Origin of the sequence: Actinotignum timonense, assembly GCF_900155575.1 — a bacterium.
GTDB classification, from domain to species: Bacteria; Actinomycetota; Actinomycetes; order Actinomycetales; family Actinomycetaceae; genus Actinotignum; species Actinotignum timonense.
Genome location: NZ_LT706966.1, coordinates 588,039 through 601,650, shown reverse-complemented (window position 1 = coordinate 601,650; position 13,612 = coordinate 588,039). Strand labels below are relative to the sequence as shown.

Sequence of the window (13,612 nt, the reverse complement as noted above, 5' to 3'; positions counted from 1 at the left end):
GCGCCCCGCGCTCCGTGCCGCGGCGGTGCGGGGCACGGGCCCGCGGTACGACGGCGCAGCTAGCGGCCTTCCGGCCCGGTGAGCTCGAGAAGGGAGCGGATATCCGCCCCTGAGATGGGCCCGCGGGCCGCCTCATCAACCAGGCCGGCCAGCTCACGCTTGCGCGCCTGCAGGGCGATGACTTTCTCCTCGATGGTATCCGCCGAGGCCAGCCGGTAGACGGTGACCGGCTTATCCTGGCCAATACGATGGGCCCGGTCAATGGCCTGCTCTTCGGCGGCCGGATTCCACCACGGATCCATAATGTATACGTAATCCGCTTCCGTGAGGGTAAGCCCGGTACCACCCGCCTTGAGGGAAATAAGGAACACCGGGGCGCTGCCATCGCGGAACGCTGCAATCGCGCCGGCCCGGTCCCGGGTGGAACCATCCAGGTAGCTATAGGTAATACCCTCGCGATCCAGCTGGTGGGCAATCCGCTCCAAATAGGTGGTGAACTGGGAGAACACCAGGGCGCGATGGCCCTCCGGGATGATCTGCTGGAGGTGCTCGAGGAGCAGATTGGTTTTCGCCGGCGGGGTGGTAATCCGCCCGTCCACCAGGCCCGGGTCGATGGCCATGCGCCGCAACCGGGTGAGGGAAGCCAGAATCGAAATGCGATTGGCATTCGGATCATCGATAAGCCCGAGGATTTCCTGGCGCTCGCGTTCCAGCTGCTTGCGATAGCGCTGCGCGTGGGCGGGCGCGAGGGGCACGCTCAGCTCGGTCACGGTGCGGGCCGGGAGGTCCTTGGCCACCTCGGCTTTGCGGCGTCGTAACATAAAGGGCCGCACCAGGCGCGTGAGCAGCGCGGCGGCTTCTTCGTCATTAATTTTTTCAATCGGGTTCTGGAACTGCTCGGTGAAACGCGCGTGCCCGGGGAGCAGGCCCGGGCTGGTGAGGGCCAGCAGCGCCGCCAAATCCGAGAGGCTATTTTCCACCGGAGTGCCCGTAACCGCGAAAGTCCAGGGGCGGGTGAGCGCGGCGACGGCGCGATAGCCCACCGTGCTGGGGTTCTTCACCGCCTGGGCCTCATCGAGGATAACCCCACCCCAATCAACCTTCGCGTACTCCGCGCGCTCCAGGCGCAGCAGGGTATAGGAGGTCACCACAATATCCGCGCTCGCGGCAATATTTGCCAGGGCCAGTGAACGGCGTTTACCCGAGCCGGTGATGGTGTGTACCCGCAGCTCCGGGGTGAAGCGCTCCGCTTCGCTGCGCCACACCGGCACCACGGAGGTGGGAGCCACCACGAGCACCGGGCCTTCTAACTTGCCCTCGGCGCGTGCGCCGCTGATCATGGCGAGCATCTGCGCGGTTTTGCCCAGGCCCATATCATCGGCCAAGATCCCGCCGTAATGAGCGCGCGCCAGGTGGGTGAGCCAGGAATAACCGGCTTCCTGATAGGAGCGCAGGGTGCCCTGGAATGTTTCGGGAACCGGCACCGGCTCGCCCAGGTGATCAAGCTGGGTGAGCGCATCGGTGAGCGCCTGCGGATTGGCCAGCGCGGAAAGATCCAGGGCATGGGCGCGTGCCCGGGGCACGGAGATGCTCTCGGGGGTGACGGTGCCGAGAGCTGCGGCGTCGTGCAAAAGCTGGCGCAGCGCATCGAAGTCGCTGCCCAGCGGGATCAGCACATCGCCGAGGATGAGGTGGTCGTGCCCGCTGGTCAGTGCCTCGTAGAGTACGTTGAGTGGTATCTGATGCTCGCCGACGTCGACGGTGATATTGAGGTCAAGCCAGTCGTTCTCCTCGCTCACGCTGGTGCTCAACACCGGGGTGTCGGTCACGATAGTGAGATTGGCATCCTCCATGACGGTAGTGGTGATACCTGCCTCGCGCCAGGCCGGAATAACGACTTCGCGCAGGGTCTGATAGGTGCTGAGATCCAAACTTTGGGTTGTTAGAAGGTCAAGTGGTGGCAGCTTCGTGGCCTTCGTCCAGATTTCACGCACCGCGGTGAGCTGTTCCCGAGGCGCCTCGTGGAGGAGGCGGTGCACCGTCAGTTCCGTATAGAGGGACGTGCTCTCCGAGCCTTCGGATTCGGCGGGGTTTTCACTACCATCGGCCGGCAGCATGCGCCGCCCTAGGTACCACTCCAGGAGGAAAGCGCTGTGCCGATAGTGCGCGCCGTCCTCAGCGGAAGGGCGGCGAATAAGCGCGTGGAGATTCGGTTCGGCGAAGCGGTGCGGCGTGAACGCGCCATCGGGGGAGACAACGGGGATATCTTCCGGGAGTTCCGGGAGGAGATTGAGTTCAAAAACAGGAACATCCGCCGCCGGGATGGTGAGAGGATGGGCATCTTCCGCGGCTTGGAAAAGATAATCGGGGATAGTGGAGCGCAGGCGGCCCAGGATATAAGCACCGTCCTCGTAACTGAGGGCGAGAGGCGGGGTGGTGCCCGCAAGAACTTCGGCGGGGGTGCCGTTCGGAGTTTCCGGAAGCACCCGCAGAAGCAGGTCATTACTATCAGGTTCGCGGGCGGAAAGGCTCAACTGCACACCCCAGGGGTCATGAGCCAGGCGCAAGGGCTGATCAACATCACCGCAATAAAGCTCAACGCCGGCATCGTGGACGTTACGCAGGTACGCCATCGCGGCAGCGCCAAGGTCCCGGAGTGAAATATTCGGGTTGGAATAGGGATTCCGCCGGGCTGCCTCGTACAAGTTCCGGAGCGCACTGAGCTGGAGCGGGTCAAAGCCTTCGGTGTTGGCGCGGGAGCCGTACCGCGGCGCGATAGTGGACCACGCGGTACTTCGCCGCGACCATTCGCCGTTGAGGTTACGCTGCGCGGGATACAGCATTCCCGTAATTTTCCCGTTTTCCGAATTACGGCCGAGAATAAGCCCGAGGCCCCGTGTTTTCGGGGTGGCCTGTGCCTGATGTAATACCCGTGTCAGCAGCGTGCGCCAGGATCTATCGGCGGCATTTTCTGCGCATATCAGCAGGGTTGCGAGGATATGTTTACAGTATTGAGCCACCGGGCAGGAACAATACGCCAGGAGCGGGTCAGTATCTTCGATAACGACCTGGTAGGTATGCCCATTGCCGAGTACGTGGGCCGTAATCCCCTCGGAATCCTCGGAGATATCAAGTACATGGCCATCCTCCGCGTAACGTTCCGCGCGGGCGCGGGTTTGCGGTGAGAAATAAACCTCGTAGTCATCCGAGGTTAGTGCCGCAATCTTTGAACTTAGTGTGACAGCCATCCTTTAAGTTTAAGACGCATCCGGGGATGAGGAAAGTCCGGGCTCCTGGAGTTCAGGATTCTCTGTGTGCACCGGGTTTTCCGTGTGCTCCGTGTGTTCCAGCTTCTCCGCCCGTTCCAGCTTCTGCGTGCGCTCCAGCTTCTCCGCCCGGGCATTCGCCAGGCGCGTGAGCGCCCCGAGGAAACGCGCCAGCGCAATACCGACCACCGCGATCACCACCGCGCCGGTCAGGTATAGCAGCGGACCGGCAAGAACGGAAAGAATGGCCAGGATATTTTGCCACAGCATAGGTGCTCCATTCTGCGTCATTTCGCGCGATGGTGGACCGGCCAGCGGGCGGCCAGGTAGTTCACCACTCTACTAGTTCTGCGTATATCACGCTTGCGGGCCGGCGCGCTGCGGCTTCTCCGGGCGTGCCGCGCGCCGGCGAACCTGCTTGCGAACCAGCCGCATCACCTTCAGGCCGGCGCGGTAGGATAGGTGCCACTTCCGCGGAGCCACCCCGCGGAGAAAGAAGGCGGAGCAGGTGAGGAATCGGTATCGTCGCGCGGGCACCCTGGCGGTGTTACTCGGCGCGCTGCTCACGCTGGCTCTGGTCGCCGGGCTGCTGGGCGCTTGCGCGCTGGTCAAAGCCCCGGTACTCGCCGCTCCGGTTCCGCGCCCGGTCACCTACGATAATTTTGGCGACGACGCCGTGGCCATCGTCTGGGACGACGATGCCAATCACCGCGATCTCGACGCCGAATTTGACGACTCTGGCATCGTCGACGGCCGGGTCCTGGCCGCCGCCTACCACCGCGGTGCCGGGCTTCCCGATTCCCTCAACGCCGCCCTCAATGAGGACCCGAAGGTCAGCGATGTGGGGCTGGGGGAGGGCCTGCCCGGGGCGGGCTACAACTTCCCGGGAATCCCGCAGGTGGGTACCTTCTTCCACGTGGTTCCCGGCACAACCCAGGTGATCCGCGGCTGCACCGGCGTGGTCCTCGATACCCCGGGGCGTTCCCAGATTCTTTCCGCCGCGCACTGCTGGCCCGGAGATGCCTACGCCGCCACGGTATTCGTGCCGCAATTCTCCATTATTGCCGGTACCGCCTATATTCCCCACGGTATTTGGCGTATCGACCCGGACGCCGTGGTCATCAACGATGCGTATTACAGCGATGATGAGGATGCTGATCGGTACGATGCCGCCGTCCTCACCGCGGACCCGGACCGCTTCGGCAACCTCCTCGAGGACGTGACCGGCGGCCTGCCCCTTGCCGATGTGAGCCCGGAACAACCCGATATTGAGGTGATCGGCTACCCGGTGGCCGAATCTTTCGAGGCCGATAACTACACCTCGGCATACCCGCGCCACTGCCGTAACTCCACCGAAGCGTTCACGGAAAACGGGGTGGACTACTTCCATATTGAATGCGCCGGGATGCCCACCGGGGTCTCCGGCGGGCCCTGGCTCCAGCAAGGTGAGAACGGAGAATGGGCCATCGTGGCGATCACCGGCGGCGCGCAGGACGGCGGTGGCTACACGGATGACGAATCTGTGGGCGTGCCCATGGATAACCTCATCGCGCAGCTGCTGGAAGAAGCCCGCATCACCCTGGAGGATGCCACCCTCGAACCGGGCAATCCGGCCCATGAAGTCCTCGGCTACCTGGGCGGCCAGCCCGACCGCGCGGATGCCTTCACGGTGTGGCCATCCGGGGCGGTTGCGCTCTATCTGGATGCCGGCAGCGGGGCGGAAGTTCTGCCGGCGGCCGGGGAAGAAACCGGCGAGCTCGCCCAGTTGGATGCCGCGCGCAGTTTCCGTTCGGTGCGGATCCTCGGCGGGCGTGATCGCCGTTTACGTAACCTCCGCACCCTCGCGGCCGGGGACCTGGACGGTTCCGGCATGGCCGATATTCTCACCCTCGGCCGCGATGGCGCCCTCATCCTCTGGCACGATCCGGGCCTCTTCGGCCTGCGCCACCCCGAGCACCTCAACCCGCATCTTCCCCTCGAATTCACCAATGTGACCAAGATGAGCATCGCGGATGACACCCTCACCGTCACCAATATCGATGGCACGACGACGCAGTATGCGGATATCTCCCAGCAAGGTATCCAGCCCAAGCCGCGCACCTCATGACCTGGCTCGCACCGCTTACCGATTCAACCGTCTAGAATGGGCGGGGTGTGGCGGCGCGAGCGGCGTCGTCGTTCCTATCCATCATCTATCCCGCATCACCTGCGCTAACGAGGAGCTACTGTGATCCCCCCGAAGTTGAAACTTGTCAGTTCTGTGCAAGCCATTAACTGGAACCGCATCGAGGACGAAAAGGACCTCGAAGTGTGGGACCGCCTCACGGGGAATTTCTGGCTGCCCGAAAAGGTGCCGCTGTCCAACGATATTCAGTCGTGGAACACCCTCAAGCCGCACGAACAGCTCATGACCACCCGGGTGTTCACCGGCCTGACCTTGCTCGATACCATTCAGGGCACTGTGGGCGCGGTTTCGCTCATCCCGGACGCGGTCACCCCGCACGAGGAAGCGGTGTATACCAATATCGCCTTCATGGAATCCGTGCACGCGAAGTCGTATTCCTCGATTTTCTCCACGCTCATTTCCACCGATGAGATCGACGAAACTTTCGAATGGTCGGAAAACAACGAATTCCTCCAGAAGAAGGCACAGATCGTGCTGGATTACTACCGCGGGGATGATCCGGAAAAGCGCAAGGTGGCCTCCACGATGCTGGAATCTTTCCTGTTCTATTCCGGTTTCTACGCGCCCATGTACTGGTCCGCGCACGCCAAGCTCACCAATACCGCGGATCTCATCCGCCTCATTATTCGCGACGAAGCCGTGCACGGCTACTACATCGGCTACAAATACCAGCGCGCGGTGGAGAAGGCCAGCAAGGAACGCAAGGCCGAACTCAAGGAATACACCTTTGAGCTGCTCCAAGACCTCTACGAGAACGAGGAAGAATACACCGCCAGCCTTTACGATGAGATGGGCCTGACGGAGGACGTCAAGGCATTCCTGCGCTACAACGCCAATAAGGCGCTCATGAACCTCGGTTACGAAGCGTTGTTCAATCCGGATCAGACGGCCGTCAATCCGGCGATTCTGGCGGCACTTTCCCCGAACGCGGACGAAAACCACGATTTCTTCTCCGGTTCCGGTTCCTCGTACGTTATCGGCGAAGTGGAAGATACTACCGACGACGACTGGGATTTCTAGCGTGCTTGCGCGCTCGCGGTGGTGCGGCCCGCGGCGGCGCGTGTGGTACGACGCCGCAGCGCCGGCCTGGCGGTAATAGTGCCGGCCCGCCGCCACGCAATGCGGGGCGGCGCCGCGTGACCAATTCCGCCGCGAAAAAACTGGCACCACGCCCCGGTGAGCGTGTACGCTAGTAAGGCTTGCACGGGTGAGCTTAGGCTTCCCCGGTGAGCATGGAGACGTGACTGAGTGGCCGAAAGTGGCACCCTGCTAAGGTGTTAGTCGCAATAGCGGCTCGAGGGTTCGAATCCCTCCGTCTCCGCTCTGTGATGGCTCGTGCCATAGATTTACCTGTGGTTTCGCGGCCATCGTGCTTGTGTGTAACTGAAGTTTCATGAGGTTTATAGGGTCGCGGGCCGGCCACGTAAGACGAAGGAGTGCAACCGATGGCCACCACTATTCTCGGCTGGGGCTACGAGGGGAAAACTATCAGCGATCTTCTCGATACATTGGAAGCTAACCGAGTCCATACCGTTGTTGATATTCGGCTTACTCCCATTAGTCGCAAGCAGGGTTTTTCAAAAACGCGGCTGCGCCAAGCGGTGGAATCTACCGGAACCCGCTATGTTCATATGCGATCCCTTGGTAATCCTAAAGATAATCGGGCAGCTTTTGCCCAACCCGGAACTCCCGAAGCGTATGCCGCTCACGCGCGTTTCCGCAACGAGGTACTTGCGACTCCGGATGCGCGGGTAGCCATCCACGAGATTGCCGATCTCGCGCATGACGGCACAATCCTTGTTCTTTGCTTCGAGGCTAATCACCAGCAGTGCCATCGAAAACTCGTGATTGAGGAAACGCGCGCTGTGTTAGAAGAGGCCGAGCGCTTCGCGGCTTGAACCAAAGATTCCCAACACCAGGAAGCTGTGGCGTTTGTGCGGAGCGGCTTGGTTGCCAACAATAATCCGCAGTGGAACGCCGGGCTTTTCACGTTCTCTAATGAATTTCTTTTCGAATTCTTGCTGGGCGTATTCGATTGACGCCGTTGGTGGCCAATGGCGTTGCAGCGCCACCGCTTCCCAGTCCGTTATTGTCAAGGAATGGCGCGAGCAACTCGGAAAATTGCAATAAAATTCAAGCCGTGCAACAAACCGCGGGGCTTCGAGCGTGAGCCCCTTGTTACCGAAGATATCTTCGTCTTTATATTTGCGCAGCGCAGCTTTCTGCTGTTCATTCCAGCCCGGGTGAAGCGATACTTTAATAGTTGGTGTTGCGCGGGGCGTGATAAGCGCAAGGGATTGCGCGGCCGAATTTCTCATAGCTTCCGCCCGTAGTTCGCAGAGGGATTTGGTAGGAAGAGGGTCGAGGTAGATAGCTCTCTCGTCCCACCCGGTAATAGGTGCATCTTGCGGTTGAGGATCCTTTTCGACCCGTAAGCTTTCTTCCCGGTCATCATCGTTAGGTGCGCGGACGGATACTCGAATAGTTTGATATTTCTTGAAGCGGTCGGTGCCGTCAAGATAACGGAAGGCGATAGGGTAGAGCCTTACCCAGCGAAGCGGATCGAGGGCGACTCCGGCAACGCACACGGTTTCCTTGTATTTTTCTGAGGGGATGGGAGCGGTTTTAACAACGACTAAAACGTCGATTTCTCTACCTTGCTGGTCCAGTTCCCTTGCTTTGCTGATATCCATGGGCGCGCCTTCACGTCGAAGATGGTGGTGTGAATCAAGGGTACAAGAGTTTCCTGCCGCTAGGGAGAGGGCTGGATTACACGGGTCTGGTGGATTAGACTCAAGCGCAAAGAACGCCGGGTCTGATCTTTGATGGGTAGGGTTGCCGAGACAAACCGGAACCGGGAAACCGGGTCCTTTCATCCATAGAGGTGACTGAGGTCCTCGGAATCCTGCCCATCGAAGCTCAGGCATCGCTTTTATTGGGGCTTTCCCACCGCGGGTGTAAAAGAAGTAAGGATAAAGCGTGGCTGGAAGTGTAAACGATAAATCGAATACCTATCCTGTAATAGAGCTCGTCAAGTACGTCCAGGCACATGGCGATCAACAATCCCTCTTTGGCGAAGGTGAGGGCGAGGGCTACGGGTACTACCTTGGTATGTATGGCGATGCATGGGATCTAATCTACGCAATTAATGCGGCCCATTTTTCTAAGTGCTCTCTGCCAGAGCCCTTACTTTCAGCAGCTGTCGACGACATCCTCGACGAATTGACTCATGGGTCGTCAGAGGCGCTTAACCGAAAACTTGAACTGATCGGTTCTCCACTTCGTGTCCCCCTTATCCCTGAGGAAGAAGAGCCGATCATCGTAGAGATTACTCCGAGCTAATCGCACTTATTTTATTTCTTGCGGGTCGCACTCATGTGGGGAACTTTTATGCCCAGTAGGTTGCGACGTGATCTCGGTGATTCCCGCGCGGAACTTATCAATCCACGGTTCTGACGGTTGCATTGTTATGCAGGAGAATATATCCCGAGCCTCGATGATGATCTACCCGTTTCGGATACCTCCATCTTCATTGAACGGGCGGGCGGGCCCGGGAGATACGATTCAATTGCTGTAGCGGTTGTTGCAACATTTCCCGGGGCCGTTCGTTTTTGCCTATAAGCCCCTTTTGTCTATTAGCCCCGATCCTCCGCGAATACAGGCGTGTCAACGGTGACGTTAACGGCGAAACTATCGAGAGGGTCTCCCGTAATCAGCGCCGCGGCATCCTTTGCCATTTCTTCAATCTGATCAAGTCGGCACGCCTGCGTACCGTATTCCTTTCCGTTAAGGGCAAATTCGGCGACCCACCAATGTCCATCACGGGCAACCGTGGTATTTAGTGTTGTCACTTCTTGCTCCTTTCGAGAATCTTACGAGCGAGCTTGTCGGAAATTTCACGACGGCGGGGATCGGTTCGCCCCGGTCTCCGATCTGCGTCCGCTTTTGTCCAACAAGGCTATACCCGTAGGGACGACCCGATCTTCTCAAGGAATATATTCAAGACGCGCCGGGAGTGGACAGTTAGCTCGTCGCGGATGTCTTCAATCGGTGGGATGAGCTTATCGTCTGGGATTTTCACTCCGTAACGGCTCGCACCATCCAAAGCATAGATGAGGCACCACGGAGTTCCGCCTCCGCCTTTCCATTCAAGCCAGTAACCGCCATCTTTCGCGACGAGTTCCGGGTCCGCGTGTTCGTCGATCCAGTCGATGAGAATATCGACGGGAGACCAGGGAAGGTTAGCGTCGTTGTGCAGCTCTTCTCGGTCCACGGTATTTTCTCCTTACCTTACGTGTGATTATAAGGATCCGCGGCGGCCTCTTTGCCTCGCACTTACCTTCAGTGTAGACAACCGGTCGGAACGTCACCCGGGATCTGTGCGGAGAATAGAAAACCTGGGGGCCGCGCCGGTATCGGCGCGGCCCCCAGGTGCGTGGCGTTTGGCCTTGAGTTACCTAGAACTCTGGGTTACTTCGCACGCCGGCGCAGGGCGTAGCCGGTGGGCAGCAGCACGGCCATAGCGGCCAGAGCGCCCGTAGCTGCCAGTCCAGTGTGGGCAAGTTGCCGCGTCGGTGCCTTGCTCGGGGCAGGAGCTGGCTTGTTAGCCTCGGGCTTCGGCGCAGGCTTAGGAGCCGGTTGGGGCTTCGGGCCCTGCGGCTGCGACGGAGAAGTTGGATCCGCGGGTTGCGGTTGCGGATTGGGCGCCGGATCTGGATTGGGTTGCGGTTGCGGATTGGGCGCCGGATCTGGATCGGGTTGCGGCTGCGGATTAGGCGCCGGATCAGGATCAGGAACCGGATCGGGCTCAGGCGCCGGCTCGGTCACATTCACCCGGACCACCGCGGAATACAGCGGCTTACCGGTGGCCGTGTCATTCGCCATCATGATGACGCGGGTGGAACCCGGGGCCACCCCGGTCACCGTGCCATCGGCAAAGGTCACGATGGAGCTGGTGAGGGCGGGCTCGGCTGCGCCGTCGTCCCAATAATACGCATCCCACGTGAGCCCGCGACCGCTGAGATCGCCGTTCACATCGGAAATCCGCGCGAGTGTGAGCGTGCCGTGCGCGGGTACCGTGGCGTCGGCGAGCTCCTGCTGCGCGAAAGCCGGGCTGCTATTGCCGGCGCTGCTGCCGGGCACCACCGGGAAAACGGCGTTGTTATACGTGCCGGCCAGTCGCACCGTGGAAATATGATTATTTTGGAAAGCGCTCCAGGCAACCTCGGTGATTGAGGCAGGCAGCGTGACCTCCGTGAGCGCATTGGCCTGGAAAGCCGCCGGCCCAATCTTCTGCATCCCCGCCGGGAACTCCACCGCGGAAATTGCATTGCGATCCAGGAAACCGTAACTCACCTCCGTGAGCGTGGCCGGCAGCGTAATACCGGTGATTCCCTTGCTGTGCATATTCCCCGTCCGACCATTCGGCCCGGTCAGCGCGGTTACGCCCTCCGGAATAACCACGTGCTTGAGGCTCGTAATTTTCTGCAGGCCGGTATCGCTCAAACCGCGCAGCGTTGTGGAAGCTCCCTCGGTTTCGATAGTGAAATCCGCGGCATCCCACGTGGCAGCGGGAGCGGCGGTGGCTGCCGGCACCAGCGCCGACAGCCCCATCATTAATGCCGGGCACAGTGCACCCACCGTGCTAACGAGTCCCTTTTTCATCCGATATCCTTTCGTGGTGCGGCTCGGGAGAGCCCAGAGAAACTCGGGTTACTCACCGCCACCGTACCGCGAAACGCGCGGAAATTCATCAGAAAATGAACTGGATTGCGTAGAAAATATTATTATCGCAGCTTGCGGCCGTGCGGCATGCTTGTGATATTTAACGACGACGGCGCCAGCGTTAACGCGCCAACAGCACCTCGAGGAGGGTAGCTACGCCGTCGTCCCATACCGGATCGGTCACGGCCCGCGCGTGCGCACGGACGTAATCGAGCGCCTGCCCCATCGCGACTCCCACGCCGGCCCACTCGAGCATGTGGATGTCGTTCCCGCCATCGCCGACGGCCACGGTGGCACCCCGCGCGATGCCGAAATCGCGGCGGAGTACCTCGAGTGCGCTCGCCTTGGAGATCCCGGCGCGTCCGGCATCCACCCAGCCTGAGCCAGAGGAGGAAGACGCCGCCCAATCCACCCCGGGCATGTCGAGGCGGGAAAGGCGGGCCATGAGCTCGGCGGCTTCCATGCGCGGGACCACCATAATGAGGCGCAGCGCATCCGGGACCACGAGGTCTTTGAATTTCACCCAGATGGCATTGGGTTCCAGGCGTTCGGTGGCGTACCCGTGCGCCACCCGTCGCGGGCCTTCCACCGGCTCCACCGCGAAATAGGCGCCCGGGAATTCGCGGCGCATCGCATTGAGAGCCCGGGCCAGGTCGGCTTCCTCCATGGTGAAAAGGTGGGCGAGGCGCACCGGCACCACATCCCCGCGATCCGTCATGGAGCGGACCGTGCGCACCTGCACCCCGGGAAGCTGCGCGTTACCGAGCAGCACCGTTTCGTTGCCGTTCGAGCACACCATAATGGTTTCGCTCACCCGCAGCATATCGAGCACGGGAATGGCAGATTCGCGCCCGCGCCCGGTAGCCACCACCAGGTGGGTTCCCCGGCGCAGGTGCTCCTGGAAAGCGGCGTCTACCCGCTCGGCAATAATGCCGTCCGGGCGGAGCGTGGTGCCATCCAGATCCAGGCAGACCATGAGCTCCGGCCCGGCCGGCGGGGTCCCGGCGGCATCGAATGCGGCCCGCAAGCGCGCCGCCGTCGATTCCTCCTGGATTTTCACATCGCCGCCTTCGTTACGCTGGTCGTTGCTCTGTTCGGAGCGCCGAGCTGTTCAGCCTTCGCGCCCTGGATAGTTCACCGGTTACTGCACCGGCTACTTCACCGGCTCGATGAATTCGCGCCCGGCCAGGCCGGCGCCCAGGTAGGGCCGCAGTGCATCGGGCACGTACAGCGAGCCGTCCTTCTGCTGGTGGTTCTCGAAAAGCGCCACCAACCAGCGGGTGGTGGCCAGGGTCCCGTTGAGGGTGGCCACCGCGCGGGTTTTCCCGTCCACGCGCTCGCGCACATTGAGCCGCCGCGCCTGGTAAGTGGTGCAATTGGAGGTTGAGGTAACTTCCATATAGCGGTGCTGGGTGGGCAGCCACGCCTCGCAATCGAATTTCTGCGCCGCGGAAGAACCCAGATCCCCGGCCGCCACATTAATAATGCGGTAGGGCAGTTCCATCTTCCCGATCATTTCGCGTTCCATCGCGAGTAGCGCGCGGTGTTCTTCCTCGGATTGCTCCACCGGGCAGTAGGAGAACATTTCCACCTTATTGAATTGGTGCACGCGAATAATCCCGCGGGTGTCCTTCCCGTAGGAGCCGGCCTCACGCCGGTAGCAGGCCGAATACCCGCAGTAGCGCCGTGGCTTGCCGTCCAGCTCCAGAATCTCATCCTTGTGGTAGCCGGCTAGCGGCACTTCCGAGGTGCCTACCAGGTACTGGTCATCGGCACCCAGGTAGTAAATCTCATCGGAATGCTCCCCGAGGAAGCCGGTGCCGGACATAATATCCGGGTTCACAATCGTGGGCGTGGTCATGAGCGTGAAGCCGTGTTCGGCTGCCTGATCGATGGCCATGCGGAACATCGCCATTTCCAGGTGCGCGCCCACACCCTTGAGGTAGTAGAAGCGCGATCCGGAGACCTTCGCACCGCGGTCCATATCCAAGGCCCCCAGGCCCTCCGCAATATCGAGGTGATCCTTGGGGGTGAAGCCCTCCGCCTCGAAATCACGCGGGGTGCCAATCACTTCCAGCACCTCGTAATCATCTTCCCCACCCGCGGGCACCCCGGCGAGCACCGGGTTCTCAATCGCGCGATTCGCGGCCAGGTAGGTTTCTTCGGCTTCCGCCGCTGCCGCGTCCAACGCCTTGACCTTTTCGGCCAGCTCCTTGGCGTGGGCGAGCACGGCGGGGCGCTCCTCCGGGGAGGCTTTCCCCACGGATCGCGACACCTCTTTTTGTTCGGCCCGGGCGGCTTCGAACTCTTGCAGGGTGGTGCGGCGCGCATCGTCGGCGGCGAGCAGGGCATCGACGGTAGCGGGATCATTCCCGCGGCGGCGCTGGGACTCACGGATGGCTTCCGGATTCTCGCGAACAGAACGCATATCAAGCAT

General features: G+C 61.1%; 12 protein-coding genes and 1 tRNA gene. 5 read left to right on the top strand and 8 right to left on the bottom strand.

The features are described from left to right. Positions 1 to 59 precede the first annotated feature (59 nt). Both CZ322_RS02545 and CZ322_RS02540 read right to left on the bottom strand, forming a co-directional pair. Positions 60 to 3,248, bottom strand: coding sequence for a DEAD/DEAH box helicase (locus tag CZ322_RS02545; protein WP_087070083.1), 3,189 nt, complete (start codon positions 3,246 to 3,248; stop codon positions 60 to 62). A gap of 9 nt (positions 3,249 to 3,257) precedes the next feature. Beyond that, entirely contained in the window at positions 3,258 to 3,536 is a 279-nt protein-coding gene (locus CZ322_RS02540; RefSeq protein ID WP_087070082.1) for a hypothetical protein, read from the bottom strand. 238 nt (positions 3,537 to 3,774) lie between these two features. Here CZ322_RS02540 and CZ322_RS02530 point away from each other — a divergent pair, with 238 nt between their 5' ends. The 4 genes from CZ322_RS02530 to CZ322_RS02515 all read left to right on the top strand — a co-directional run bounded on the left by CZ322_RS02530 (position 3,775) and on the right by CZ322_RS02515 (position 7,349). After that, complete coding sequence (locus CZ322_RS02530; RefSeq protein ID WP_143231817.1) at positions 3,775 to 5,373, top strand: trypsin-like serine peptidase; 1,599 nt, start codon at positions 3,775 to 3,777, stop codon at positions 5,371 to 5,373. 120 nt (positions 5,374 to 5,493) lie between these two features. Next, a complete protein-coding gene (gene nrdF, locus CZ322_RS02525) occupies positions 5,494 to 6,471 on the top strand; it encodes a class 1b ribonucleoside-diphosphate reductase subunit beta (protein WP_016442136.1) in 978 nt (325 codons plus the stop codon). Between the two features lie 214 nt (positions 6,472 to 6,685). Then, positions 6,686 to 6,772 (top strand) — tRNA-Ser (locus CZ322_RS02520). A gap of 124 nt (positions 6,773 to 6,896) precedes the next feature. Next, entirely contained in the window at positions 6,897 to 7,349 is a 453-nt protein-coding gene (locus CZ322_RS02515; protein ID WP_087070079.1) for a DUF488 domain-containing protein, read from the top strand. Here CZ322_RS02515 and CZ322_RS02510 read toward each other — a convergent pair. Beyond that, the gene (locus tag CZ322_RS02510; RefSeq protein ID WP_087070078.1) at positions 7,320 to 8,144 is read right to left on the bottom strand and encodes a hypothetical protein; all 825 of its coding nucleotides are present in this window, start codon (positions 8,142 to 8,144) and stop codon (positions 7,320 to 7,322) included. The genes CZ322_RS02515 and CZ322_RS02510 overlap by 30 nt on opposite strands. A gap of 286 nt (positions 8,145 to 8,430) precedes the next feature. On the opposite strand from CZ322_RS02510, the gene CZ322_RS02505 reads away from it, so the two are divergent. After that, positions 8,431 to 8,793, top strand: a complete 363-nt coding sequence (locus CZ322_RS02505; RefSeq protein WP_087070077.1) for a hypothetical protein — start codon at positions 8,431 to 8,433, stop codon at positions 8,791 to 8,793. Between the two features lie 293 nt (positions 8,794 to 9,086). Here the strand turns inward: CZ322_RS02505 and CZ322_RS02500 are convergent, their stop codons facing one another. The 5 genes from CZ322_RS02500 to serS all read right to left on the bottom strand — a co-directional run bounded on the left by CZ322_RS02500 (position 9,087) and on the right by serS (position 13,612). After that, entirely contained in the window at positions 9,087 to 9,302 is a 216-nt protein-coding gene (locus CZ322_RS02500) for a hypothetical protein (RefSeq protein ID WP_087070076.1), read from the bottom strand. 107 nt (positions 9,303 to 9,409) lie between these two features. Continuing rightward, a complete protein-coding gene (locus CZ322_RS02495) occupies positions 9,410 to 9,724 on the bottom strand; it encodes a hypothetical protein (protein WP_087070075.1) in 315 nt (104 codons plus the stop codon). A gap of 197 nt (positions 9,725 to 9,921) precedes the next feature. Continuing rightward, positions 9,922 to 11,115, bottom strand: a complete 1,194-nt coding sequence (locus CZ322_RS10310) for a leucine-rich repeat protein (protein ID WP_087070074.1) — start codon at positions 11,113 to 11,115, stop codon at positions 9,922 to 9,924. 181 nt (positions 11,116 to 11,296) lie between these two features. Then, positions 11,297 to 12,235, bottom strand: coding sequence for an HAD family hydrolase (locus tag CZ322_RS02485; protein ID WP_087070073.1), 939 nt, complete (start codon positions 12,233 to 12,235; stop codon positions 11,297 to 11,299). Between the two features lie 93 nt (positions 12,236 to 12,328). Then, on the bottom strand, positions 12,329 to 13,612 hold the full coding sequence (serS, locus tag CZ322_RS02480; protein WP_087070072.1) for a serine--tRNA ligase: 1,284 nt from the start codon (positions 13,610 to 13,612) through the stop codon (positions 12,329 to 12,331).

Coding starts and splice junctions, on each gene's coding strand:
- CZ322_RS02545 (WP_087070083.1), bottom strand. CDS start 3,248: ATGGCTGTCACACTAAGTTCAAAGATTGCGGCACTAACCTCGGATGAC.
- CZ322_RS02540 (WP_087070082.1), bottom strand. CDS start 3,536: ATGCTGTGGCAAAATATCCTGGCCATTCTTTCCGTTCTTGCCGGTCCG.
- CZ322_RS02515 (WP_087070079.1), top strand. CDS start 6,897: ATGGCCACCACTATTCTCGGCTGGGGCTACGAGGGGAAAACTATCAGC.
- CZ322_RS02510 (WP_087070078.1), bottom strand. CDS start 8,144: ATGGATATCAGCAAAGCAAGGGAACTGGACCAGCAAGGTAGAGAAATC.
- CZ322_RS10310 (WP_087070074.1), bottom strand. CDS start 11,115: ATGAAAAAGGGACTCGTTAGCACGGTGGGTGCACTGTGCCCGGCATTA.
- serS (WP_087070072.1), bottom strand. CDS start 13,612: ATGCTTGATATGCGTTCTGTTCGCGAGAATCCGGAAGCCATCCGTGAG.